A 22,736-nucleotide genomic window follows, 5' to 3' on the forward strand; every position below is an offset into this window, starting at 1 on the left:
CCTCCCAATGCCCCGCTGGCAGGGGCGTTCGTGAGGTGGGTAAAGGCGGTGGACATCTGGCGTTGAATCAACTGAGCCGCCCCATGGGCTGCCTTCCAGCCTTTGCACTGCATTACCGTTCCTCATCTAAGTCTTTGCTTATTCAAGAGAATCCCGGACAATCCGGCCCTTGTTACGGCCAGGGCGCTGCCTGTCAGGTTTTTCTGACTCGTGCTGGCCATGTGAATGCGGAGATCCGACCGGATGAATGATCAGGCCAATAGCGTCGACGAACGCTATGCAACGACACCTGCAACCCTCACAAGCTGGAGCCGCCAGGACACCACCTGGATGCTCGGGCTATTCGGTACCGCCATTGGCGCCGGTACTTTGTTTCTGCCAATCAACGCGGGCCTGGGGGGCTTCTGGCCGCTGGTGATCCTGGCGTTACTGGCGTTCCCGATGACGTTCTTTGCCCACCGTGGGCTGACCCGTTTCGTGCTGTCTGGCCGTGAAGGCTCAGACATCACCGACGTGGTCGAAGAGCATTTCGGTATCAAGGCGGGTGCGTTGATCACCTTGCTGTATTTCTTCGCGATCTTCCCGATCCTGCTGATCTACAGCGTGGCACTGACCAATACCGTGAGCAGCTTCATGGAACACCAACTGCACATCATGCCGCCGCCTCGTGCGATCCTGGCGTTTGTGCTGATCCTCGGCCTGCTGGCCGTGGTGCGCTGCGGTGAGCAAGTGATCGTCAAGGCCATGAGCCTGATGGTGTATCCGTTTATCGTCGCCTTGCTGTTCCTGGCCGTGTACCTGGTGCCGCACTGGAATGGCGGCATTCTCAGCACTGCCAGCGAGGTGCCGGCACCGTCGGCGCTGCTCAATACGCTGTGGCTGGCGATTCCGGTGATGGTGTTCTCGTTCAACCATTCGCCGATCATCTCGGCCTTTGCGGTTGACCAGAAGCGTCAGTACGGCGCACACGCCGAGGAGCGCAGTTCGCAGATCCTGTCCCGCGCTCACTTGCTGATGGTGGCGATGGTGCTGTTCTTCGTGTTCAGTTGCGTGCTGACCCTGTCGCCCGCGCAACTGGCCGAGGCGAAAGCGCAGAACCTGTCGATCCTGTCGTACCTGGCCAACCACTTCGACAACCCGACCATCGCCTTTGCCGCCCCGTTGATTGCGTTCGTGGCGATTGCCAAGTCGTTCCTGGGCCACTACATCGGTGCCAGCGAGGGTCTCAAGGGGCTGGTGGTCAAGACCGGTCGCCGCCCGGCACCGAAGACCCTGGACCGCATGACCGCCGCCTTCATGCTGGTGGTGTGCTGGATCGTCGCCACGCTTAACCCAAGCATCCTCGGTATGATCGAGACCCTGGGGGGGCCGGTGATTGCGTCGATCCTGTTCCTGATGCCGATGTATGCGATCCGCAAGGTGCCGGCCATGGCCAAGTACCGTGGGCAGGCATCGAATGTGTTTGTCACCGCCGTCGGCCTGGTGGCGATTACGGCATTGGTGTATTCGCTGGTTGCCTAAGCCCTGATGCGGTCTATCTGACTGCACAGCTCTAAAAGTGTGGGAGCTGGCTTGCCTGCGATAGCTATGTGTCAGTCATTAAATTCATGACTGATACACCGCTATCGCAGGCAAGCCAGCTCCCACATTGGTTTTGTGTTGGCAGTAAAGGTTAGTTCCAGGCATAAAAAAACGCCGCGTATCTTGCGATACGCGGCGTCTTTCACATCAACACACCCTTAAGCTTGAATCACCGGGATGTTGGCGCTTGCTGCGATCTTGCGGAACTCGGCGATCTGGTCGAAGTTCAGGTAGCGGTAGACGTCACTGGCCATGGTGTCCAGTTTCGCTGCGTAGCCCATGTACTCTTCGACAGTCGGCAGGCGACCCAGGGTAGAGGCCACTGCCGCCAGTTCGGCCGATGCCAGGTAGACGTTTGCACCGTCACCCAGGCGGTTCGGGAAGTTACGGGTCGACGTCGACACGACGGTGGAGTTCGGTTCTACACGTGCCTGGTTACCCATGCACAGCGAGCAGCCCGGCATTTCCATGCGTGCGCCAGCCTTGCCGTAGATGCCGTAGTAGCCTTCTTCGGTCAACTGGTGAGCGTCCATCTTGGTCGGCGGCGACAGCCACAGACGAGTCGGCAGCTGGCCCTTGACCTGCTCCAGCAGCTTACCGGCAGCGCGGAAGTGACCGATGTTGGTCATGCACGAACCGATGAACACTTCGTCGATTTTCTCGCCGGCAACGCTGGACAACAGACGGGCATCGTCCGGGTCGTTAGGCGCGCAGAGGATCGGCTCGTTGATTTCCGACAGGTCGATCTCGATGATTTCGGCGTATTCGGCGTCGGCATCGGCTTCCATCAGTTCCGGGTTGGCAACCCAGGCTTCCATCGCTTGGGCGCGACGTTCCAGGGTGCGGGCATCGCCGTAGCCTTCACCGATCATCCAGCGCAGCAGGGTGATGTTGGAGTTCAGGTACTCGGTAACGGACTCTTTGGACAGCTTGATGGTGCAACCGGCAGCCGAACGTTCAGCCGAGGCGTCGGACAGCTCGAAAGCCTGTTCCAGCGTCAGATCGTTCAGGCCTTCGATTTCCAGGATGCGGCCGGAGAAGGCGTTTTTCTTGCCTTTCTTCTCTACGGTCAGCAGGCCAGCCTGGATCGCGTAGTAAGGAATGGCATGAACCAGGTCACGCAGGGTGATGCCAGGCTTCATCTTGCCTTTGAAGCGCACCAGGATCGATTCCGGCATGTCCAGTGGCATCACGCCAGTGGCTGCGGCGAACGCGACCAGACCGGAACCGGCCGGGAACGAGATGCCCATCGGGAAACGGGTGTGGGAGTCACCACCGGTACCGACGGTGTCCGGCAGCAGCATACGGTTGAGCCAGCTGTGGATGATACCGTCGCCCGGACGCAGCGATACACCGCCACGGGTCATGATGAAGTCAGGCAGGGTGTGGTGGGTGGTCACGTCGATCGGCTTCGGGTACGCCGCGGTGTGGCAGAACGACTGCATCACCAGGTCGGTCGAGAAGCCCAGGCACGCCAGGTCTTTCAGTTCATCACGGGTCATGGGACCGGTGGTGTCCTGGGAGCCCACGGTGGTCATCTTCGGCTCGCAGTAGGTGCCAGGGCGAACGCCTTTGCCTTCCGGCAGGCCGCACGCCTTGCCGACCATCTTCTGTGCCAGGGTGAAGCCCTTGCCGGTGTCGACAGGCGCTTCAGGCAGCTTGAACAGGTCGGTAGGGCCCAGGCCCAGTTCGGCGCGGGCCTTGTCGGTCAGGCCGCGACCGATGATCAGCGGGATACGGCCGCCGGCGCGAACTTCGTCCAACAGTACCGGAGTCTTCATTTCGAAGGTGGTCAGGACTTCGTCGGTGCCGTGTTTGCAGACTTTGCCAGCATGAGGGTACAGGTCGATCACGTCGCCCATGTTCATGTTGGTGACGTCGAATTCGATTGGCAATGCGCCAGCATCTTCCATGGTGTTGTAGAAGATCGGAGCGATCTTGCTGCCGAAGCAGAAACCGCCAGCACGCTTGTTCGGCACGTAAGGCACGTCGTCACCGAAGAACCACAGTACCGAGTTGGTGGCCGACTTACGCGACGAACCGGTACCGACCACGTCACCGACGTAGGCGATCGGGAAGCCTTGGCCGCGCATTTCTTCGATCTGCTTCATCGGGCCGGTCTTGCCTTGCTCGTCCGGCACGATGCCTTCACGAGCCATTTTCAGCATGGCCAGGGCGTGCAGCGGGATGTCAGGGCGGGACCAGGCGTCAGGCGCCGGGGACAGGTCGTCGGTGTTGGTTTCGCCGGTAACCTTGAACACGCGCAGGCTGATCTTGTCGGCCAGGGTAGGGCGGTTGCGGAACCACTCGCCGTCAGCCCAGGACTGGATCACGCCTTTGGCGTGTTCGTTGCCGTTGCGGGCTTTTTCGGCGACGTCGTGGAACGCATCGAACATCAGCAGGGTGTGCTTGAGTTGGGCGGCCGCGACGGGCGCCAGGGTGGCGTCGTCCAGCAGCTCGACCAACGTCACGATGTTGTAGCCGCCTTGCATGGTGCCGAGCAGTTCAACAGCGCGTTTCTTGTCGATCAGGGGGGAAGTGGCTTCGCCCTTGGCCAGGGCAGACAGGAAACCGGCCTTGACGTAGGCAGCTTCGTCAACGCCTGGTGGAATGCGGTTGGTGATCAGGTCAACGAGGAATTCTTCTTCGCCAGCCGGAGGATTTTTCAGCAGCTCGACCAGGCCTGCGGTTTGTTCGGCGTTAAGCGGCTGGGGAACGATACCCAGTGCTGCACGCTCTTCGATATGTTTGCGGTAGGCTTCAAGCACAGTTATTACCCTCATCAGTGGTCCCACGGGACGCTCATCCAGAAATGAACGGCACGCATGCGCTCAGGGGCTTTTTGGGCCGCAAAGCCAGCGCTGCCGGCATTCCTTTACAGAAGCTGCTTTCAAAGTTTTACGCCTGCAGAACGGAGCTGATGAGGGTTGGCGTGGGCTCTGACCTACCGGGTCGAAACCACGCCAACACCGTTCTGAAGGAACGACTGTGCTCGTGACGCTTTGAAAACAGCTTCCAGCGGATTATTGGCGCCTTACAAGGCCGGGTGATTCTACGGCAAAAAAAATCTAAAGGTAAGTTGCCTGGCCAAGTTTGCTGGGTGATCAACCTTAGACAAAGGGCTAACATGGCGCACTGTTTCGCTGATTTGCGTGTTGTCGCCCATGTCCAACCAAACCATCAAGACCCCCTGCGTCGGCCTCTGCTCCACGGTCTACGGCGACCTCGTGTGCCGCGGCTGCAAGCGCTTCCACCATGAAGTGATCCAGTGGAATGGCTATAACGAAGAAGAAAAGCGTGCAGTCTGGCTCAGGCTTGAGCAACTGCTGGTGCAGGTGATGGCCGGCAAAGTGGAGGTGTTTGACCCCAAGACCCTGCGCGGGCAGTTGGAGCAACGCAAGATCCGCTTCGTGCCGCACCAGTCCGAGTATTGCTGGGCCTACCAGTTGATCGCACGCGGGGCGCGGGTGATCAATAACCTTGAGGCGTACGGCATGGTGCTGTTGCCGGAGTTTCGCGACTGGCCCTTGCCGGACCTGCGCGATGCGATTGATCGGGAGTTCTTTATCTTGTCCGAGGCGCATTACCAGCGCTATATCGCCCCGGGATTCTTGAAAGATGCGCTGGGCTAACTGATTGACGAGCTCAATGTGGGAGCTGGCTTGCCTGCGATAGCGGTGTATCAGAAGCAAATGCGCCAGCTGACCCACCGCAATCGCAGGCAAGCCAGCTCCCACATTTGATCTCCATTGCCTGAAGGATCGGTGTCAGGGCTTGGTCGCAAGCTCTTGCAGGTGATCCATCAACGTCTGTGGCTTGAGCACCAGCACGTCGCTTTCCACCGCATCCAGCACCACCTCCGCTGTATTACCGATCAACGCCCCCGAAATCCCAGTGCGGGCCACGGTGCCGATGATGGTCACCGCCGCGTGCAGCTGATGGGCCATATGCGGGATCAGCACATCGGCCGGGCCTTCCTTGATATGCAGGTGCCTGCCGTCCACGTCGAACTCGTCCTGGAATGCCTTGCATTGTTCGCGATAGCGCGCCTCGATGGTTTCCTTGAGCTGGAAGGTCGGGTCGGCTGCCGACAGCATCGGCGACGGGTGGGCGCTGATCACATGCAGTTGCGCCTTGGCCAGGCTGGCGATATCAAAGCCATGGTCGATGATCGCATTGTGCAGTGAGCGGTGCTCGCTGTCGGTATTGCCTACATCGATGGCCGCCAGAATCACTCCGCCAGCCCATGGCGTAGCAGTCTTGACCAATAGCACCGGCGTCGGGCAATAGCGCAGCAGCTTCCAGTCCGCCGGCGTCAACAGGGCTTTTTTCAGCGGGCTGTCGGGAAAGTGCTGTTTGATCACCAGGCCGCAGCCTTCGGCTTGCTGCACCTCGATAATGGTGTCATGCAGGCTTTCGTTCCACGCCTGCTCGGTGGAGACGCTGTAACCGTCGTTCTTTAAACCCTCCTTGAGCACACTCAACAGCGCCGAATGCTCGTGTTTCTTGTCGCAGACCAGCAAGTGCAGATGTGCGTCGGTCACCCCGGCAATCAGCTTGCCACGCTTGAGGGCCAGGCTTTCCGAATGCTCGGGCTCGATGACCACCAGGATGCTGCGGATGGCTTGCATGATCGGGATCTCCAGGAAGAGGCATGCAACAACTATAGTTGCTGCCCGCCAGACGTCATGTTGATGCACATCAAGGCCGGTGGCTGGTGGTCTGCGGCGGGGTCGGTATAATCGGCGCCCTTTTGTGATCCTTTGCCCGTGAGCCCGATGAACCTGCCCGAAATCCACGAATTCCTCGGCTGCCGCACCCCCGACGCCTGGGTCCAGGCCGCTCTGGCCGATCAGGAAACCCTGCTGATCGACCACAAGAACTGCGAATTCAAAGCCGCCAGCACCGCCCTGAGCCTGATGGCCAAGTACCACGGCCATGTTGACCTGATCAATATGATGTCGCGCCTGGCCCGCGAAGAACTGGTGCACCACGAGCAAGTCATGCGCCTGATGAAGAAGCGCAAGGTTGAACTGCGCCAACTGCACGCGGGCCGTTATGCCTCGGGTTTGCGCAAGGTGGTGCGCAGCCACGAGCCGGTCAAGCTGGTGGACACCCTGGTGGTCGGCGCTTTTATCGAAGCACGCAGCTGCGAGCGTTTCGAAGCATTGGTGCCGCATTTGGACGAAGAGCTCGGCAAGTTCTACTTCGGTTTGCTCAAAAGCGAAGCCCGGCACTTCCAGGGTTACTTGAAGCTGGCCTACCAGTATGGCGACGCCAAGGACATCGCCCAGGTGATCGAGCGGGTGAGGGCGGCCGAGCAGGAGCTGATCGAATCACCCGACATCGAGTTCCGCTTTCACAGTGGCGTGCCAGCCTGAGGCCACCGCCACGCCGATCAAGGCGGTGATCCCGGCGAGCAGCAGGATCACCATTTGCGTGCCCAACGGCGCTGCCAGCACGGCGATCATCAGGCCCGCCAACGGCTGCGGCAGGTTGTTGAGCAAGGTGATCACGCCTACCGTCTTGCCGAAATCCTGCACCGGGATCACTTTTTGACGGGTGCTGCGCAGGTACACGTTGAACATCTTGTCAAAGCCCGTCACCAGCAGGAAGCCCACGGCATACGCCCACACACCGGGGCTGACGGCGGTGATCAGCGCGCCGACTGCAATCATCGAATACGACAGCCCACCCATTACTTTCAACGGCAGTGATGAGCGTGCCAGGTAAAACAGAATCCCGATGGTGACCAGCGCGCCGGCGGCTTGCAGCAGGGCGTAGGCATCCTTGTCGGCGGCGTATTGGCCGGTAACCATGGCGGCCGAGGTGGCCAGTGTGACCCCGATAATCAGGTTCACGCCGACTGCCAGAATGATGATGCGCTTGAGTTCCACCAGGTTGCGGATGTGGCCAAACGCGGTGCGCAGCGGTTGCAGCCAGATACCCGGGTGCTGCCCATGGCTTTGCGGGCTCACCGTGGTGTTGCGCTGCCAGATCAGCATTGCCAGGTCAGCGAGAACAAACAGTGCGGCGATGGCCAGCACCACCCAGGGCCAGGCCCAAACCTGCAGCATCAACGCTGCCAGCAACGGCCCGAGCACCAGGCCGCTCTGGTCGGCAATCTGCGAATAGGACAAGGTCTTGGCGTAGGTGTAATGCTGGAAGACATGCGGCATCACCACCTCCCGCGCCATGATGCCCTGAGTGGTCAATACCCCGCACAACGCGGACAGCATCACCAGCCAATGGATCCCGTCGAACAGCCCATACAGCGCCACCGCCACCACGCAGGCCAGCGCGCGATACACCTGGCTGATATGCAGAATGCGTACGGGTGAAAACCTGTCGCACAAGGCTCCGCACACCGGAAATGCCAGATAGCGCGGCAGCGATTCGACAAAAAACGCCAGGCCCGCCCACGACACGCTTTGAGTGGTCTGGAACACGATCAGCGGCACGATGAACAGCAGGATCTGGTCGGCCAGCCGCGAGAGGAACAGCGAAACGAAGAACGCCAGGTAATCCTTGCGCATACAACTCCTTGAGAATGGCGTTAAAGATTGCAGGCTATTTGTTAAAAACTCTTAAAAGCATGAAGTTTCATCGGCTCGTACTGGCCAGCTGCTTCTGTGCGCCTGCTTGCTACCTATAATGCGCGCACTTCAATCTGCGTTTCTACACTGAGAACTTATGGAAAACCTGGGTCTGGGCAAGGTCCTGCTCGTTGAGGACGATGAAAAGCTGGCAGGGCTGATCGCGCAGTTCCTGTCGCAGCATGGTTTTGAGGCGCGTGTCGTGCACCGGGGCGATGAAGCCCTGGCAGCGTTCCTGGACTTCAAACCCAGGATTGTCGTGCTCGATTTGATGCTTCCGGGCCAGAGCGGGCTGCATGTTTGCCGCGAAATTCGCACTGTGTCAGACACGCCCATCGTGATCCTGACAGCCAAGGAAGACGATCTGGACCATATCCTGGGCCTTGAGTCTGGGGCTGACGATTACGTGATCAAGCCGATCAAGCCGCCGGTGCTGCTTGCACGTTTGCGTGCGTTGCAGCGCCGCCAGGTGCCCGAGCCCGCGGCGCGGGGTGCCCTGGAGTTCGGCCGCTTGTCGATTGATCGCAGTTGCCGGGTCGTCAGCCTGGGCGGTCAGACCATCGATCTGACGACCATGGAGTTCGAGTTGCTGTGGTTACTGGCCAGCAGCTCGGGCAAGATCCTCTCGCGCGATGACATCCTCAACCGTATGCGTGGTATTGCCTTTGATGGCCTCAATCGCAGCGTTGACGTCTACATCAGCAAATTGCGCGGCAAGCTCAACGACAACCCACGCGAGCCGGTGTGCATCAAAACCATCTGGGGCAAGGGTTACCTGTTCAATCCGTTCGCGTGGGAGGTTTAGATGCTGCGCTTGTATCTGCGCCTCTATGTGATCCTCGCGCTCGGCCTGGCCGGGTCGGTCTGGCTGGTCAACTATGGCCTGGACGCTTACATGCCCGAGTCCAACGAAACGTATAACCGTGAAGCCTTGCGCGGCCCGGCGTGGGCCCTGGTGGAACAATTGCGACCGGTACAGGGAGAGGCGCGCCAGGCACGCCTGGATGAGCTGCAGCCGCATTATGGCTTGCGCCTGAAACTGGTGCAGCGCGACGCCCAGCACCTGAGCGAGCGCGAACAGAAACTCCTGGCGAGTGACCAAGTGGTGGTACGCGAGGATTTTATGAAGTTCCTGTCAGCGATTGACGGCGGCCCGCAATTACTTGAGATTCAGCTGCCGGAAGAACCCAAATGGCTGTACCTGTGGGCTTATGGCTTTCTGGGCGCAGGCCTGGCCATCGTCCTGTATTTCTGGGTACGCCCGCACTGGCGTGACCTGGAGCATATCCGCCTGGCGGCGCAACGTTTTGGTGACAATGACCTCGGCTCACGCATCCTGTTGCCAAGGCGCTCCACCGTTCGCGAACTGGCAGGGCACTTCAACCAGATGGCCGAGCGCATCGAGAGCCTGATCGCCAACCAGCGCGAACTCACCAACGCCGTATCTCACGAATTGCGCACGCCGATTGCGCGCTTGTCGTTTGAACTTGATCAACTGCGCCAGCAGATCGATCCACGCCAGAGCAGCGAGTTGATTGCCGATATGTACGCCGACCTCGGCGAGCTGGAAGAAATGGTTTCCGAACTGTTGACCTACGCCAGCCTGGAGCGCGGTGCCACCCAGGTCACCCGCGAGAACATCGAAGCCCACAGCTGGCTCGACAGCGTGATCGGCAGTGTGGCCCTGGAGGCCGAAGCACAGGGGTTGCAGTTATCACTGCGTACCTGTGAGGTCGACTTTATCCGCATCGAGCCACGCTTTATGGCGCGGGCGGTGATCAACCTGCTGCGTAACGCCATCCGTTATGCCGATCGCCGCGTGGAAGTGTCGCTGGTCAAGTTCGGCAACGGCTATGAAGTACGGGTCAATGACGATGGCCCAGGCGTGCCGCTGGAGGGCCGCACCAAGATCTTCGAACCGTTCCTGCGCCTCGATGCCAGCCGCGACCGCCGTACTGGAGGGTTTGGCTTGGGCCTGGCATTGGTCAAACGCGTCAGCCAGTGGCATGGCGGGCAGGTGGAAGTGCTGGATTCGGAGTGGGGCGGGGCGTCGTTTCGGATGACCTGGGCGTATGGCGAGTAACACCTTTTGAATACTGCACTGCCCCTCCCACATTTTGATTGGGTTACCAACTTGAATCAGAAGGTGTATTCCACCATCCCCATCACCGACGTCTGCAAGCGGCGCTCCACAATCGGGCTCTTGCCCGCTTTATCCGCCAGGTACTGCACATCCAGCAGCGTCGAGAACTGTGTGTGCTCGCTGATTGGCAAGCTCCACGTAAGGTTCATGCCATTGCTGATATTGCCGCCGCTGGCCTTGTATGCCTTGAAGCGGCTGCGCGCGGCTTGGCCGGTGGTCACGCCGTACCAGGTCTGCAGGTAGTCGCGGTCACCAAAGTGGCTGTTGATGGCGGTATCGACGGAACCGTAACGGCCTTCATAGAGATTGGTCCCCAGGCTCAACTCCAGATGGGTAAAAGCCTTGCCGGTGTCCTTGTGTTTATCTTCTTCAAGCGCATGTTCCAGGGTGGCGCCAATGATCACACCGCCGAGGTTGTAGGCGGCACTCACCCCCAATTGCGGGCGTGACTTGATCTCGCCCATGCCTTTGAGGCGTTTGGAGCCGGCATGCATGCTTTCGTTTTTATCCTTGCGCGAATCGCTTGCGCCAACGTATGCGCTGAAGCTCAAGGCATTGCCTTCATAACCCCAGCCCAGGCCCGTATCAGTGTCGAGGAAGACGCCCCAAGGGCTGATGATTTTGCCGCCCAGCACAGGCGCCGTCATGCGTTCGTCGCTGCCACTGTAGCGGGGGGCGTTGGCTATGCCGGCCTTGAGGCTGTATTGCCAGTCTTCGGCAAGCGCCGTGTCGGCGGCGGCAAGCAGGCACAGTGAGGTCACTGACAGGCACAGGTTTTTTGCGTGCATCAGGTGTTTCTCCAGGTTAGAAATTCAAGGGTGTGTGGGGGGACTGGGTGCGTTTGAAGGAATAACCCGAAGCGCTCAGCCCGTTGACCTGGCGGCTGACGGTGTCGCCCAGGCCGTAGCCGGTGCCGGCGAGTACCGCGTGGGCGTTGTCGACCGGCAGCAGGATGTAGTCAGTCAGAGGCTCGTCGTGCAATTGGCCGCGTATCACCAGGAAGCCGTCTTCCAGGCGCACGCTGATACCGCTCAACGGTGCGTCGGGTTCATGGCTATTGAGTACCTGATAGGTGCCGATGGTGTCGGCCCAAGCCGTAGACAGGGTCGGCGGCTCGATGCGCTCACCGATAGCAATGCGTTGGCCGTGGCTGCGGGCCGTGAGCATCTGCCGGCCTTGTACCGTCACTACATCAAGCTGGATGCGACCCAGGTCGCCCAGGTCCTTGAGCCAAAAACCCAGGACCTTTTTCTGCGCACGCAGCCAGCCCTGGTCATCGCGCAACAAGTCGAAGGTGTAGCCGGCCAGTTCGCCGGCCAGGCGCTCACGGTCATCCTTGATACGGAATATGCCCCAGGGGGTCGCGTAGAACCCGGCCAGGCGCTTGCGGTCGACGGCCGCTGGCACGTGGCGCAGTTTTAGACCGTGGCCGGGAGCCTGGCAGTCGTCGGCGCAGGCGCGCTCGCCGGTTTGTGCTTCAAGCATCAGGCGCAGGCTGTCGGTGGACAGCGACACCACCATCTCTTCGGCATTGCTGTCGTTGGCCATGATGATCACGGCCAGTTGCTGGTCCGGCAGCAGGGTCACCTGGGCGGCGAAATCATCGCCGCCGCCGCTGTGCTGGTAAGTACGCACACCGGGGGCAATCGGCTCGTCACCGCATGGCGCCAGAAACCAGCCCAGGCCCATCTGGCAGTCAAAATCCAAGGCGTTGCCGGTGTTTTGCTGGGTGAACATTTGATCTATTGAAGCGCTGCCCAGCACGCGGTTGCCCTTGTAGGTGCCTTTGGCAAACAACATCTGCACGTAGTGACTCAGATCCTTGGGGCTGGCCCACAGGCCAACGGCGGCAAGGTCGCGTACCTGGGCGTCGGTGCTGGCGTTGCCGTCCTCATAACCCAGGGCGCGAAAGCTCAATTGCGCGCCGGTGCCGAGGAAACTGGACTGGTTCATGTGCAAGGGGGTCAAGAGGCTGCTTTGTAGCTGGGCTTCGAAGCTTTTGCCGCTGCTGCGCTCGATGGCGGCACCCACCAGCGAATAGCCGAGGTTGGAATAAGCCACCTGAAACCCGGGCGGGCTGCTCAGCCATACGCCCGACACGCGCATCGGCATCTGCCCCATGGCATAGGTGCTGTGCAGGTCACGCAGGTGCTCACTGGGCAGGCCGGATTGATGGCTGAGCAAACGCCGTAACGTGATGGCGCGATCTGCTTCGGCCTGGTCGTCATGAAAGCGCGAGCGTACGTAAAATTCACGCAGGGTTTGCTGGATCGGTGCATCCAGTGCCAGGCGCTGTTGCTCCACCAACTGCAGCGCCGCTGTGGCGGTGATCAGTTTGGAAATCCCCCCGGCGCGAAACGCCGTGTTGGGCGTAACCGGCACGCCCTGGGCCTTGTCGGCCAGGCCAAAGCCACGGGCCCAGATCAACTCCTGGCCATTGACCAGGGCAATCGACAAGCCTGCCACATTTTCCCGGACCATCTCCCGGGGTATGCGGGTTTGCAGGTAACGGATGATCGCGCCGTAATCGCCTTTTTGAATCGGCGGCGGAGCAGGCGGTTGCGAGTGGCAACCGATACTGCTCAGCAGGCAACCCAATAGCGGGATACCGCGCAGTCTACGAAACATCAAGAGCACCCGAATGATGATTTGGATGCTGGAATGCTAGGGCGGCGGGGGCTGAGAATCTTTGAGTGCTTTGTCGGGAAACTGTCAAAGACTGTTAACGGCCAACTGTAGGAGCGAACTTGCTCGCGCCTACAAGATCAGGGCATCAATGTGGCGATCAGTGCCCGAATGGTCCCCGGCAATGCCTCCAACTCGCGCACCAGAATGCTGCGCTCGCGAATCGCCCAAGGCTCGTCCAGCTTCACCGTCACCAACTGCATGGTGCGGCTGTGGCGCTGGGCGGCGGACTCGGGAATGATCCCGATGCCCACGCCGGCCTCGACCATCCGGCAGATCGCCTCGAAGCTCGACACCTGGATGCGCAGCGACAACTGCTTGCCCAGGCGCTCGACGTGTTCGCGCAGGAAACTCAGCAGCGTGCTGCCTTCATGCAGGCCGATATGCTGGTAGGCGAGGGTTTGTTCGAGGGTGACCGAAGGCTGATCGGCCAAGGGATGCCCGACGGGCACCATCAGCACCAATTCATCCGTACTGAAATGCAGCACCTGCAAGCCAGCAGCTTCCACGGGACCGGCAATAATGCCCATGTCGCTGGTGCCATCGAGTACGCCGCGCACGATGTCCCGAGACAGGCGCTCCTGCAGGTCGACGGTCACGCCTGGGCGCTGGGACAAAAAGCCCGCCAGCACTTCCGGCAAGAACTCGGTGACCGCCGTGGTGTTGGCGAAGATGCGGATATGCCCGGCTGAGTCCACGCCGTATTGGGTGAACTCGCTTTTCAGGTAGTCCACCTGACGCATGATCAATCGCGCATGGTGCAACAGGCGCTCGCCCGCCGGGGTGATCTCCACGCCACGGCTGTCGCGGTACAACAGGCGGGTGTCGAGCTGACCTTCCAGGGCCTTGATCCGCGCACTCGCGGCGGCCGGCGACAGAAACGCGCGCTTGGCGCCCTGGGTCAGGCTGGGGGATTCGGCGATATGGATAAACAGGCGCAGGTCGGCGAGATCAAAGTGCATGCAAGACTCCCGGTACAGGGTGGCAGCGTTCAGCATAACCGAACGCTGGTTTATTGAAATGCAAATTCTCAGAACGGGCAGGCCCTTGCATGATCGGCAGCAGACACCCACTGCCTGAGGATCTGCACCCGATGAGCGCCACTGATTGGATCGGCCGAAGCGAGACCGCTCACGACCACCTGAGCCATAACCTGCTCAAGCGCATCGCCGCCACGTTCGGTGAAGGGGTGCCTGCCGACGGTGCAGCCGTACCCGCATTGTGGCAATGGTGCTTTTTCCAGGACCCGCTGCCGGAGTCGGCCCTGGGCAGCGATGGCCACCCGGCTCGCGGCGGGTTCTTGCCACCGGCCGATAACCGTAATCGCATGTGGGCCGGTGGGCGTATCGAGTTTGTGCACCCGCTGCGAGCCGGCGAGGCGGCGACCCGCGTGTCGACCATCACTCAGGTCGAAGAAAAGACCGGTCGCACCGGTTCGCTGTTGTTTGTCACGGTGCGCCACGACTATTCCCAGGCCGGGCGCCTGGCGATCCGCGAGGAACAGGACATCGTCTATCGCGAGCCCACGCCGCCCAAACCCGGCAGCGGCGATGCCCTGGTCCGGGGCGAATGGACAGAAGCGGTGGAACCGACACCAACCCTGTTGTTCCGCTACAGCGCCGTGACCTTCAACGGCCACCGCATCCATTACGACTATCCCTATGTCACCGCCACTGAAGGCTACAGCGGCTTGGTGGTGCATGGCCCACTGATCGCTACCTTGAGCCTGCGCGCGTTCTGCCGGGCGCACCCTGAAGCCACGCTGCGCCGTTTCATCTATCGCGGCGTGCGCCCGTTGATTGCACCGCAGCCGTTTGAAGTAGGCGGGCGCATCAGCGCAACCGGCGTCGCAGAACTTTGGGCCGGCAACGCTGAAGGTCTGGCGCAGACCGCCCAGGTGCATTTCGAATAACCCAAGAACAACAGGCGGAGAGCCGCGCATGAACCCCAATGACAACGAAGAACTCAATGCCATCCGCGAAGGCGTGCGCGCCTTGTGCGCCGAGTTCGATGCCGCCTACTGGCGCAGGATCGACGAAGACAAAGGCTTCCCCGAAGCCTTCGTCAAGGCCCTGACCGCTGCCGGCTGGCTGTCGGCAATGATCCCCGAAGAGTACGGCGGTTCCGGCCTGGGCCTGGCCGAAGCGTCGGTGATCCTCGAAGAGGTCAACCGTTGCGGCGGTAACTCCGGCACCGTGCATGGCCAGATGTACAACATGTTCACCCTGTTGCGTCACGGCAGCGCGGCGCAAAAGCGCTTCTACCTGCCCAAGCTGGCCAGCGGTGAACTGCGCCTGCAATCAATGGGCGTCACCGAGCCCACCACCGGCACTGACACCACCAAGATCAAGACCACCGCGATCAAACGCGGCGACAAGTACGTGATCAACGGCCAGAAAGTCTGGATCTCGCGAGTGCAGCATTCCGACCTGATGATCCTGCTGGCGCGCACTACACCCTTGGCCGAGGTGAAGAAAAAGTCCGAAGGCATGTCGATCTTCCTGGTCGACCTGCGCGAGGCCATCGGTAACGGCCTGACCGTGCAGCCCATCGCCAATATGGTCAACCATGAGACCAACGAGCTGTTCTTCGACAACCTGGAGCTGCCGGCCGACAGCCTGATTGGCGAAGAGGGCAAGGGCTTCAAATACATCCTCGATGGCCTCAATGCCGAGCGCACCCTGATCGCCGCCGAGTGCATCGGCGACGGCCGCTGGTTTATCGAAAAGGCCAGCGCCTATGCTCGCGACCGCGTGGTGTTCGGCCGGCCAATCGGGCAGAACCAGGGCGTGCAATTCCCGATTGCCGAAGCGCATATCGAGATCGAAGCGGCCGACTTGATGCGCTGGCGTGCCTGCGAGGAATACGACAGCGGCAAGAACGCCGGCGCCAGCGCCAATATGGCCAAGTACCTGGCGGCCAAGGCGTCGTGGGAAGCAGCCAACGCTTGCCTGCAAACCCACGGTGGCTTTGGTTTTGCCTGCGAATACGACGTGGAACGCAAATTCCGCGAGACGCGCTTGTACCAGGTGGCGCCGATTTCCACCAACCTGATCCTGTCCTACGTGGCCGAGCATCTGCTCGAACTGCCACGCAGTTTCTGAGGGCCTGAGCATGCGTCATACCCAAGCCCTGTGCCAATTCCTCGCTGATCTGACCTACTCGCAGTTGCCCGAGCACGTACTGGATCGCATCGAGGAGCTGTATCTGGATTGGCTCGCCTCGGCGCTGGCCAGCCAGGGCGCACACCCGATTCCCCTGTTCGAGCGCTATGCGCAGAAGATGGGGCCGAGCAGCGGCCCGGCCCAGGTGATCGTCAGCGGCGCCAGCAGCAGCGCGTATTTTGCGGCACTGGTCAATGCGGCATCGTCGCATCTGGTGGAGCAGGATGACCTGCACAACAGTTCGGTGCTGCACCCGGCCACGGTGGTGTTTCCCGCCGCGCTGGCGGCCGCCCAGGACCTGGGCAAATCGGGTCGCGATCTGTTGCTGGCTGCGGTGGCCGGTTATGAGGCCGGGATTCGCATCGGCGAGTTCCTGGGCCGCTCGCACTACCGCATCTTCCACACCACGGCCACCGTCGGCACCCTGGCGGCGGCGGTCGCCGTGGGCAAATTGCTCGACTTCAACCAGGAACAGTTCATCAACCTGCTCGGCAGTGCCGGCACTCAAGCGGCAGGGCTGTGGGAGTTCTTGCGTGATGCCGCCGACTCCAAGCAACTGCACACGGCCAAAGCCGCAGCGGATGGCTTGCTGGCAGCTTACCTGACAGCCGATGGATTGACCGGTGCGCGCAATATCCTTGAAGGCGATCAAGGCTTGGCGGCGGGCATGTCCAGTGATTCAGAACCTAGCAAGTTGTCCGCTGATTTGGGTAGCCGCTGGGCGCTGGTGGAAACCTCGTTCAAGTTCCACGCCTCCTGCCGCCACACCCATCCCGCTGCGGATGCGCTACTGGACGTGATGCAGCGTGAAGGCTTGAGCGCGGCGCAAATCTCCCGAGTGGAAACCCGCGTGCATCAAGGCGCCATTGATGTGCTCGGCCGGGTGACGGTGCCGGCCACCGTGCACCAGGCCAAATTCTCCATGGGCACCGTGCTTGGCCTGATCGCGGTGCATGGCAAAGCAGGGTTGCCCGAGTTCCATCAGCTGGCGTTGACCGACCCTGCGGTCGCGGCCTTTCGCGACAAGGTCAGCATGACCCTCGACCCTGAGGTCGATAGTGCCTATCCGCAACGCTGGCTGGGCCGTGTCATCGTCACCACCACTGACGGGCGCACGCTGCACGGTGCCATCGACGAGCCCAAGGGCGACCCGGGCAACACCCTGAGCCGCGCCGAACTGGCGGATAAGTTCCAGCGCCTGACTCACTTCAGCGGAGCCCGTACCCCCGCCCAGGCCAGTGGCCTGATCGAGCAGGTATGGAACCTGCGTAACACCGCGTCCATGGCCCATTGGCTTTGAGGGATTTGTCATGAGTAATCAACGACCGCTGGACGGCATCACGGTTGTCAGCCTGGAACACGCGATTGCCGCGCCATTCTGTACCCGCCAATTGGCCGATCTCGGCGCCCGCGTGATCAAGGTCGAGCGCCCCGGTGCCGGTGACTTTGCCCGAGGTTATGACGAACGCGTGCGCGGCCTGGCATCGCATTTCGTCTGGACCAACCGTTCAAAGGAAAGCCTGACCCTGGACCTCAAGCAGGGCGAGGCGGGCGCCATCCTTGAAGCGCTGCTGGCCGATGCCGATGTGCTGGTGCAAAACCTTGCACCCGGCGCGGCGGCGCGCATGGGCTTGTCGTTCGAGGCACTGCATCAACGTTTTCCAAGGCTGATCGTCTGCGATATTTCCGGCTATGGCGAAGGCGGGCCCTACGAGAAAAAGAAAGCCTACGACCTGCTGATCCAGAGCGAAGGCGGCTTCCTGTCGGTGACTGGCGGCCCGGGTGATGAGCAGATGGCCAAGGCCGGCTGCTCCATCGCGGATATCTCCGCGGGCATGTATGCCTACAGCGGCATTCTTTCGGCGTTGCTGCTGCGGGGCACGACCGGCAAGGGCAGCCGTATCGATGTGAGCATGTTGGAAAGCCTGGTGGAGTGGATGGGCTACCCGATGTATTACGCCTTCGACGGCGCGCCGCCGCCCCCGCGTGCGGGCGCAGCACATTCGACGATTTACCCCTATGGGCCGTTTCCCACTGGTGATGGCGGCACGGTGATGCTCGGGTTGCAGAATGAGCGCGAGTGGGCGGCGTTCTGCGACAAGGTACTGCTCACCCCGGCGCTGGCGACGGACGAACGTTTCAGCGCCAACTTCAAGCGTTCGGCCAACCGCGAGGCGCTGCGCCAGATTATCGTGGACAGTTTTGCCCGGTTGGACGCCGAGGCGGTGATTCAGCGTCTGGAGGATGCGCAGATCGCCAGCGCGCGGGTCAACGATATGCAAGGCGTATGGGCCCACCCTCAACTCAAGGCCCGCGACAGTTGGCGTGAAGTCGACAGCCCGGCCGGGCCGTTGCCCTCGCTGCTGCCACCAGCGCGTAACGCCGCGTTTACCCCGCGCATGGATGGTGTGCCGGCACTGGGGCAACACAGCCAGGGCATTCTCGACCAGCTGGGTTATTCCGGTGAGGCCATCGACAGCCTGCGTGCGCGCGGCGTTATCTGATCAGGAAGTGTGCGATGCCAAAGCCTTTAGTTCGTTCAGCGTTGTTTGTGCCGGGCAGCCGCCCGGAGCGGTTCGCCAAAGCCTTGGCCAGCGGCGCCGACGCAGTCATTGTGGATTTTGAAGACGCCGTGGAAGAGCCGCTCAAGCGCCAGGCCCGGGGCAACCTGGGGATGTTCCTGCAGGCCCACCCCGAGGCTCAGGTGTGGGTGCGCATCAATGCGCCGGAACACGTCGAGCATTTTGAGGATGTGGCGTTCTGCAAGGCTCATGCAAATGTCGCGGGTGTGCTGCTCCCCAAGGTCGAGAGCGCAGCCCAGGTCGCCGTAGTGGCTGCCACCGGCAAACCCATCTGGCCGATCATCGAAAGCGCTCGCGGCTTGTTGGCGGTGGCCGAGATTGCCCATGCTCCGCTGGTAGAGCGGCTGTCGTTCGGTGGCTTGGACCTGGCCCTGGATCTGAACCTGAGCAGCCATTCCCGCGCTGCTGAGTTTGCCCTCGACCAGGCGCGCCTGTCACTGATCGTGCATTCGCGCGCCGCCGATCTGGTGGCACCGCTGGACGGCGTACATCCGGCCATCGACGACCCTGAGGGCCTGCGCAGTTCGATCCGGCACGCCTATGAAATGGGTTTTGCCGGGGCGTTGTGTATCCATCCCAAGCAGGTTCGGGTGATTCATCAGGCGTTGGCGCCCAGCGCTGAAGACCTGGCCTGGGCCAAGCGGGTAGTGGAGGCGAGTGCCCATGGGGCAGGGGCCTATCAGATTGATGGGCAGATGGTGGATGCGCCGGTGTTGCTGCGGGCACAAAGACTGCTGGCTGCCCAACCCTGACTGGATAAGCCTTCCCACAGGATCGACATGCTCCTTGAGGTTGGTGTTCGGCCAGGCCGAACGCAGGTATCTAAAATTCGAAATTCTCAATATGCAGCACATCAGGCACTTTGCCTTACAACACAACAATAAGAAGGTGATTTCCCATGCTCAAGCTCTCTCGGGCGCTGCTGTGCGCCGCCACCTTGTTCGCCGCGGGCCTGGCCCAGGCGGCTGACCCGATTGTGATCAAGTTCGCCCACGTGGTGGCCGAGAACACGCCCAAAGGCCAGGGCGCGCTGCTGTTCAAGAAGCTCGCCGAAGAACGCCTGCCCGGCAAGGTCAAGGTCGAGGTGTACCCCAACTCGTCGCTGTTCGGCGATGGCAAGGAAATGGAAGCGTTGCTGTTGGGTGACGTGCAGATGCTGGCGCCGTCCCTGGCCAAGTTCGAGCAGTACACCAAACAGGTGCAGATCTACGACCTGCCGTTCCTGTTCAACGACCTGGCTGCCGTCGACCGTTTCCAGGCCGCCCAGGGCAAGCAACTGCTGACTGCGATGCAGGACAAGAACATTCTCGGCCTGGCCTATTGGCACAACGGCCTCAAGCAACTCTCCGCCAACAAGGCCCTGCACGAACCCAAGGACGCCCGTGGCCTGAAGTTTCGCGTGCAAGCCTCCAGCGTGCTTGAAGAGCAGTTCAAGGCGATCCGCGCCAACCCGCGCAAGATGAGCTTTGCCGAGGTTTACCAGGGCTTGCAGACCGGCACCGTGAATGGCACTGAGAACACTTGGTCGAACTATGAAAGCCAGAAGGTCAACGAGGTGCAGAAGTATTTCACCGAGTCCAACCATGGCCTGATCGACTACATGGTGATCACCAACGCCAAGTTCTGGAACGGCCTGGCGCCGGATGTGCGCAGCACGCTGGAGCAGATCATGGCCGAAGTCACTGTCGAGGTGAACAAGCAGGCCGAAGCGCTGAACCAGTCGGCCAGGCAGAAGATCATCGATGCCAAGACCAGCGAGATCATCGAACTTACCCCCGAGCAACGCACGCTCTGGCGCGAAGCCATGCGCCCGGTGTGGCAGAAGTTCGAAGGCCAGATCGGGGCTGAGCTGATCAAGGCAGCGGACGCTTCCAACCAATAATCCCAGGGTGTACTGAGATCCAATGTGGGAGGCGGCTTGCTCCCGATAGCGGTGGATCAGAGACAGATCTGCAAGCTGACACACTGCTATCGGGAGCAAGCCCCCTCCTACATTTGGGCAAGTTCCACCCTGGTATTTCATTTGCCTCGCGAGGTTTTGCCATGCAAACGCTAAGGCGCGTCTGGGAGCACCTGGAGGAAGGCTTTATTGCCTTCCTGCTGGCCGCCATGACCCTGGTGACATTCGTCTACGTCATGCTCAACAACATCTACACCCTGTTCTTTGCTCTGGCGGATAAATGGGCCTGGAGCAGTCACTTCTTCAATGCCCTGGGCGACACCGCCATGACCTGGGCCCAGGACATGACCTGGAGCGTGGCGCTGACCAAGGCCATGTTCGGCTGGTTGATTTTCTTCGGCATTTCCTACGGAGTACGCACCGCCGGCCACCTGGGCGTGGACGCGCTGGTCAGGTTGACCAAACGCCCGGTACAACGCTTGCTCGGGATGCTCGCCTGCCTGTGCTGCCTGGCCTACGCCGGCCTGTTCATGGTCGCCAGCTACAAGTGGGTGAGTGCGGTAATGACCGCGCATATCGGTGCCGAGGACCTTGACCAGTTCGGTATCGACGTCGGTGACATCGTGGTGATCGTGCCTATCGGTTTTGCCTTGGTATTGATTCGCTACCTGGAAATTTTCTACCGCATTTTTACCCACCGCCAGGTCGGGTTGGGATTGGCCGATGAGGCCGGGGAGGCCAGCAAGTTGGCCGGCAGCCATGAGGAGCGTCACTGATGGCCGTGCTCTGTCTGTTTCTGCTGTTGTTCGTGTTCATGTTCCTTGGCGTGCCGATTGCGATTTCCCTCGGGCTGTCCGGCGCGGTGTCGATCCTGATGTTCAGCCAGGACTCGGTGAGCTCCCTGGCGATCAAGCTGTTTGAAACCAGCGATGCCTACACCTTCCTGGCGATCCCGTTCTTCCTGCTGTCCGGTGCCTTTATGACCACTGGTGGCGTGGCTCAGCGGCTGATCGACTTTGCCAATGCCTGTGTCGGTCATATCCGTGGCGGTCTGGCGATTGCGGCGGTGCTGGCCTGCATGTTGTTTGCCGCGCTGTCCGGCTCGTCACCGGCCACGGTGGCAGCGGTGGGCTCGATTGCCGTGGCAGGCATGGTGCGTTCCGGTTATCCGAAGGAGTTTGGTGCGGGGATCATCTGCAACGCCGGGACCTTGGGTATCCTGATTCCGCCTTCGATTGTGATGGTGGTGTATTCGGCGGCGACCGAAACCTCAGTGGGCAAGCTGTTCATGGCTGGGGTGATCCCGGGACTGTTGCTGGGCCTGATGTTGATGATCGCGATCTACATCGTCGCGCGTATCAAGAAGCTACCCGCGCAACCACGGGCGACGTTCCGCGAGTGGCTCAGTTGCGCACGCCGGGCGTTCTGGGGCCTGTTGCTGTTGGTGATCATCCTCGGCGGTATCTACAGCGGCATGTTCACCCCGACTGAAGCCGCAGCGGTGGCGGCGGTGTACTCGGCGTTTGTCGCGCTGTTCATCTACAAGGACATGACGCTGCGCGACTGCCCCAAGGTGCTGCTGGAGTCGGGGCGCTTGTCGATCATGCTGATGTTCATCATCGCCAACGCCATGCTGTTTGCCCATGTGCTGACCACGGAGCAGATCCCCCAGGAAATCACTGCGTGGGTGATCTCCGAAGGGCTGACGCCGATTGGTTTTCTGATCATGGTCAACGTGGTGCTGCTGATTGCCGGCAGCTTTATGGAACCGTCGGCCATCGTGCTGATCCTGGCGCCGATCTTCTTCCCGGTCGCGATGAAGCTCGGGATTGACCCGATTCATCTGGGGATCGTGATGGTGGTGAATATGGAAATCGGCCTGGTTCATCCGCCGGTGGGACTGAACCTGTTCGTGACCTCGGCGGTGACCGGGCTGACATTGGGGCAGACCATTTGCGCGGCGATGCCGTGGCTGATGATTTTGCTGGTGTTCCTGATCATGGTGACTTACTTGCCATTCATTTCCCTTGCGCTGCCGCATTGGCTGGGGATGTAAGGTGGGAGGGATTGCCCCCTCCCACATTT

At 60.9% G+C, this 22,736-nt stretch carries 19 protein-coding genes; 13 read left to right on the plus strand and 6 right to left on the minus strand.

The annotated features are described in order from the left end of the window. Nucleotides 1-243: 243 nt before the first annotated feature. Entirely contained in the window at nucleotides 244-1,521 is a 1,278-nt protein-coding gene (locus tag E4O98_RS19760) for a serine/threonine transporter (RefSeq protein WP_005787881.1), read from the plus strand. 218 nt (nucleotides 1,522-1,739) lie between these two features. Here E4O98_RS19760 and acnB read toward each other — a convergent pair whose 3' ends face one another. Then, nucleotides 1,740-4,349 carry a bifunctional aconitate hydratase 2/2-methylisocitrate dehydratase gene (gene acnB / locus E4O98_RS19765; RefSeq protein WP_005787883.1) on the minus strand — a complete coding sequence of 870 codons (2,610 nt, stop codon included), beginning with the start codon at nucleotides 4,347-4,349 and terminating at the stop codon, nucleotides 1,740-1,742. 396 nt (nucleotides 4,350-4,745) lie between these two features. Between acnB and E4O98_RS19770 the strand changes: the two genes are divergently transcribed. Next, the gene (locus E4O98_RS19770) at nucleotides 4,746-5,213 is read left to right on the plus strand and encodes a DUF1289 domain-containing protein (RefSeq protein ID WP_005787885.1); all 468 of its coding nucleotides are present in this window, start codon (nucleotides 4,746-4,748) and stop codon (nucleotides 5,211-5,213) included. A 135-nt stretch (nucleotides 5,214-5,348) separates the two neighbouring features. Here E4O98_RS19770 and E4O98_RS19775 read toward each other — a convergent pair whose 3' ends face one another. Beyond that, complete coding sequence (locus E4O98_RS19775) at nucleotides 5,349-6,212, minus strand: universal stress protein (protein WP_103734994.1); 864 nt, start codon at nucleotides 6,210-6,212, stop codon at nucleotides 5,349-5,351. 147 nt (nucleotides 6,213-6,359) lie between these two features. Between E4O98_RS19775 and miaE the strand changes: the two genes are divergently transcribed. Further along, on the plus strand, nucleotides 6,360-6,962 hold the full coding sequence (gene miaE / locus E4O98_RS19780) for a tRNA isopentenyl-2-thiomethyl-A-37 hydroxylase MiaE (RefSeq protein WP_032880843.1): 603 nt from the start codon (nucleotides 6,360-6,362) through the stop codon (nucleotides 6,960-6,962). Here miaE and E4O98_RS19785 read toward each other — a convergent pair. Next, nucleotides 6,918-8,117: an MFS transporter gene (locus E4O98_RS19785; protein WP_032880844.1), complete on the minus strand. Its 1,200-nt coding sequence runs from the start codon at nucleotides 8,115-8,117 to the stop codon at nucleotides 6,918-6,920. The genes miaE and E4O98_RS19785 overlap by 45 nt on opposite strands. Nucleotides 8,118-8,274: 157 nt before the next feature. On the opposite strand from E4O98_RS19785, the gene E4O98_RS19790 reads away from it, so the two are divergent. Beyond that, nucleotides 8,275-8,982, plus strand: coding sequence for a winged helix-turn-helix domain-containing protein (locus E4O98_RS19790; protein ID WP_223018862.1), 708 nt, complete (start codon nucleotides 8,275-8,277; stop codon nucleotides 8,980-8,982). Further along, nucleotides 8,983-10,260, plus strand: coding sequence for an ATP-binding protein (locus tag E4O98_RS19795; RefSeq protein ID WP_223018863.1), 1,278 nt, complete (start codon nucleotides 8,983-8,985; stop codon nucleotides 10,258-10,260). Between the two features lie 56 nt (nucleotides 10,261-10,316). Here E4O98_RS19795 and E4O98_RS19800 read toward each other — a convergent pair whose 3' ends face one another. From E4O98_RS19800 to E4O98_RS19810, 3 genes are all read right to left on the minus strand, one after another. After that, entirely contained in the window at nucleotides 10,317-11,108 is a 792-nt protein-coding gene (locus E4O98_RS19800) for a MipA/OmpV family protein (protein WP_078821230.1), read from the minus strand. 16 nt (nucleotides 11,109-11,124) lie between these two features. Beyond that, nucleotides 11,125-12,948 (minus strand): serine hydrolase domain-containing protein, encoded by a 1,824-nt coding sequence (locus E4O98_RS19805; RefSeq protein WP_248136052.1) that lies wholly within the window; start codon nucleotides 12,946-12,948, stop codon nucleotides 11,125-11,127. Nucleotides 12,949-13,085: 137 nt separating this feature from the next. Further along, a complete protein-coding gene (locus E4O98_RS19810) occupies nucleotides 13,086-13,967 on the minus strand; it encodes a LysR family transcriptional regulator (protein WP_032880850.1) in 882 nt (293 codons plus the stop codon). Nucleotides 13,968-14,098: 131 nt separating this feature from the next. Between E4O98_RS19810 and E4O98_RS19815 the strand changes: the two genes are divergently transcribed. The 8 genes from E4O98_RS19815 (at nucleotide 14,099) to dctM (ending at nucleotide 22,707) form a co-directional block, all read left to right on the plus strand. Next, entirely contained in the window at nucleotides 14,099-14,917 is an 819-nt protein-coding gene (locus E4O98_RS19815) for a MaoC family dehydratase N-terminal domain-containing protein (protein WP_032880852.1), read from the plus strand. A 28-nt stretch (nucleotides 14,918-14,945) separates the two neighbouring features. Beyond that, on the plus strand, nucleotides 14,946-16,109 hold the full coding sequence (locus E4O98_RS19820; protein ID WP_032880853.1) for an acyl-CoA dehydrogenase family protein: 1,164 nt from the start codon (nucleotides 14,946-14,948) through the stop codon (nucleotides 16,107-16,109). 10 nt (nucleotides 16,110-16,119) lie between these two features. Beyond that, a complete protein-coding gene (locus E4O98_RS19825; RefSeq protein ID WP_248136054.1) occupies nucleotides 16,120-17,469 on the plus strand; it encodes an MmgE/PrpD family protein in 1,350 nt (449 codons plus the stop codon). A gap of 10 nt (nucleotides 17,470-17,479) precedes the next feature. Then, a complete protein-coding gene (locus E4O98_RS19830) occupies nucleotides 17,480-18,673 on the plus strand; it encodes a CaiB/BaiF CoA-transferase family protein (RefSeq protein ID WP_223018867.1) in 1,194 nt (397 codons plus the stop codon). A gap of 14 nt (nucleotides 18,674-18,687) precedes the next feature. Further along, complete coding sequence (locus tag E4O98_RS19835) at nucleotides 18,688-19,503, plus strand: CoA ester lyase (protein WP_248136056.1); 816 nt, start codon at nucleotides 18,688-18,690, stop codon at nucleotides 19,501-19,503. 146 nt (nucleotides 19,504-19,649) lie between these two features. Continuing rightward, entirely contained in the window at nucleotides 19,650-20,633 is a 984-nt protein-coding gene (locus tag E4O98_RS19840) for a TRAP transporter substrate-binding protein (RefSeq protein WP_005787905.1), read from the plus strand. A gap of 161 nt (nucleotides 20,634-20,794) precedes the next feature. Then, nucleotides 20,795-21,427, plus strand: a complete 633-nt coding sequence (locus E4O98_RS19845) for a TRAP transporter small permease (RefSeq protein WP_216091280.1) — start codon at nucleotides 20,795-20,797, stop codon at nucleotides 21,425-21,427. Then, on the plus strand, nucleotides 21,427-22,707 hold the full coding sequence (gene dctM / locus E4O98_RS19850) for a TRAP transporter large permease (RefSeq protein ID WP_248136058.1): 1,281 nt from the start codon (nucleotides 21,427-21,429) through the stop codon (nucleotides 22,705-22,707). Before E4O98_RS19845 ends, dctM begins: the two co-directional genes overlap by 1 nt. The last annotated feature ends 29 nt before the right edge of the window (nucleotides 22,708-22,736 follow it).

It is taken from the genome of Pseudomonas sp. W2Jun17 (assembly GCF_023127795.1).
GTDB classification, from domain to species: Bacteria; Pseudomonadota; Gammaproteobacteria; order Pseudomonadales; family Pseudomonadaceae; genus Aquipseudomonas; species Aquipseudomonas synxantha_A.

Coding starts and splice junctions, on each gene's coding strand:
- E4O98_RS19760 (WP_005787881.1), top strand. CDS start 244: ATGAATGATCAGGCCAATAGCGTCGACGAACGCTATGCAACGACACCT.
- E4O98_RS19770 (WP_005787885.1), top strand. CDS start 4,746: ATGTCCAACCAAACCATCAAGACCCCCTGCGTCGGCCTCTGCTCCACG.
- E4O98_RS19775 (WP_103734994.1), bottom strand. CDS start 6,212: ATGCAAGCCATCCGCAGCATCCTGGTGGTCATCGAGCCCGAGCATTCG.
- miaE (WP_032880843.1), top strand. CDS start 6,360: ATGAACCTGCCCGAAATCCACGAATTCCTCGGCTGCCGCACCCCCGAC.
- E4O98_RS19785 (WP_032880844.1), bottom strand. CDS start 8,117: ATGCGCAAGGATTACCTGGCGTTCTTCGTTTCGCTGTTCCTCTCGCGG.
- E4O98_RS19790 (WP_223018862.1), top strand. CDS start 8,275: ATGGAAAACCTGGGTCTGGGCAAGGTCCTGCTCGTTGAGGACGATGAA.
- E4O98_RS19795 (WP_223018863.1), top strand. CDS start 8,983: ATGCTGCGCTTGTATCTGCGCCTCTATGTGATCCTCGCGCTCGGCCTG.
- E4O98_RS19800 (WP_078821230.1), bottom strand. CDS start 11,108: ATGCACGCAAAAAACCTGTGCCTGTCAGTGACCTCACTGTGCCTGCTT.
- E4O98_RS19805 (WP_248136052.1), bottom strand. CDS start 12,948: ATGTTTCGTAGACTGCGCGGTATCCCGCTATTGGGTTGCCTGCTGAGC.
- E4O98_RS19810 (WP_032880850.1), bottom strand. CDS start 13,967: ATGCACTTTGATCTCGCCGACCTGCGCCTGTTTATCCATATCGCCGAA.
- E4O98_RS19815 (WP_032880852.1), top strand. CDS start 14,099: ATGAGCGCCACTGATTGGATCGGCCGAAGCGAGACCGCTCACGACCAC.
- E4O98_RS19820 (WP_032880853.1), top strand. CDS start 14,946: ATGAACCCCAATGACAACGAAGAACTCAATGCCATCCGCGAAGGCGTG.
- E4O98_RS19825 (WP_248136054.1), top strand. CDS start 16,120: ATGCGTCATACCCAAGCCCTGTGCCAATTCCTCGCTGATCTGACCTAC.
- E4O98_RS19830 (WP_223018867.1), top strand. CDS start 17,480: ATGAGTAATCAACGACCGCTGGACGGCATCACGGTTGTCAGCCTGGAA.
- E4O98_RS19835 (WP_248136056.1), top strand. CDS start 18,688: ATGCCAAAGCCTTTAGTTCGTTCAGCGTTGTTTGTGCCGGGCAGCCGC.
- E4O98_RS19840 (WP_005787905.1), top strand. CDS start 19,650: ATGCTCAAGCTCTCTCGGGCGCTGCTGTGCGCCGCCACCTTGTTCGCC.
- E4O98_RS19845 (WP_216091280.1), top strand. CDS start 20,795: ATGCAAACGCTAAGGCGCGTCTGGGAGCACCTGGAGGAAGGCTTTATT.
- dctM (WP_248136058.1), top strand. CDS start 21,427: ATGGCCGTGCTCTGTCTGTTTCTGCTGTTGTTCGTGTTCATGTTCCTT.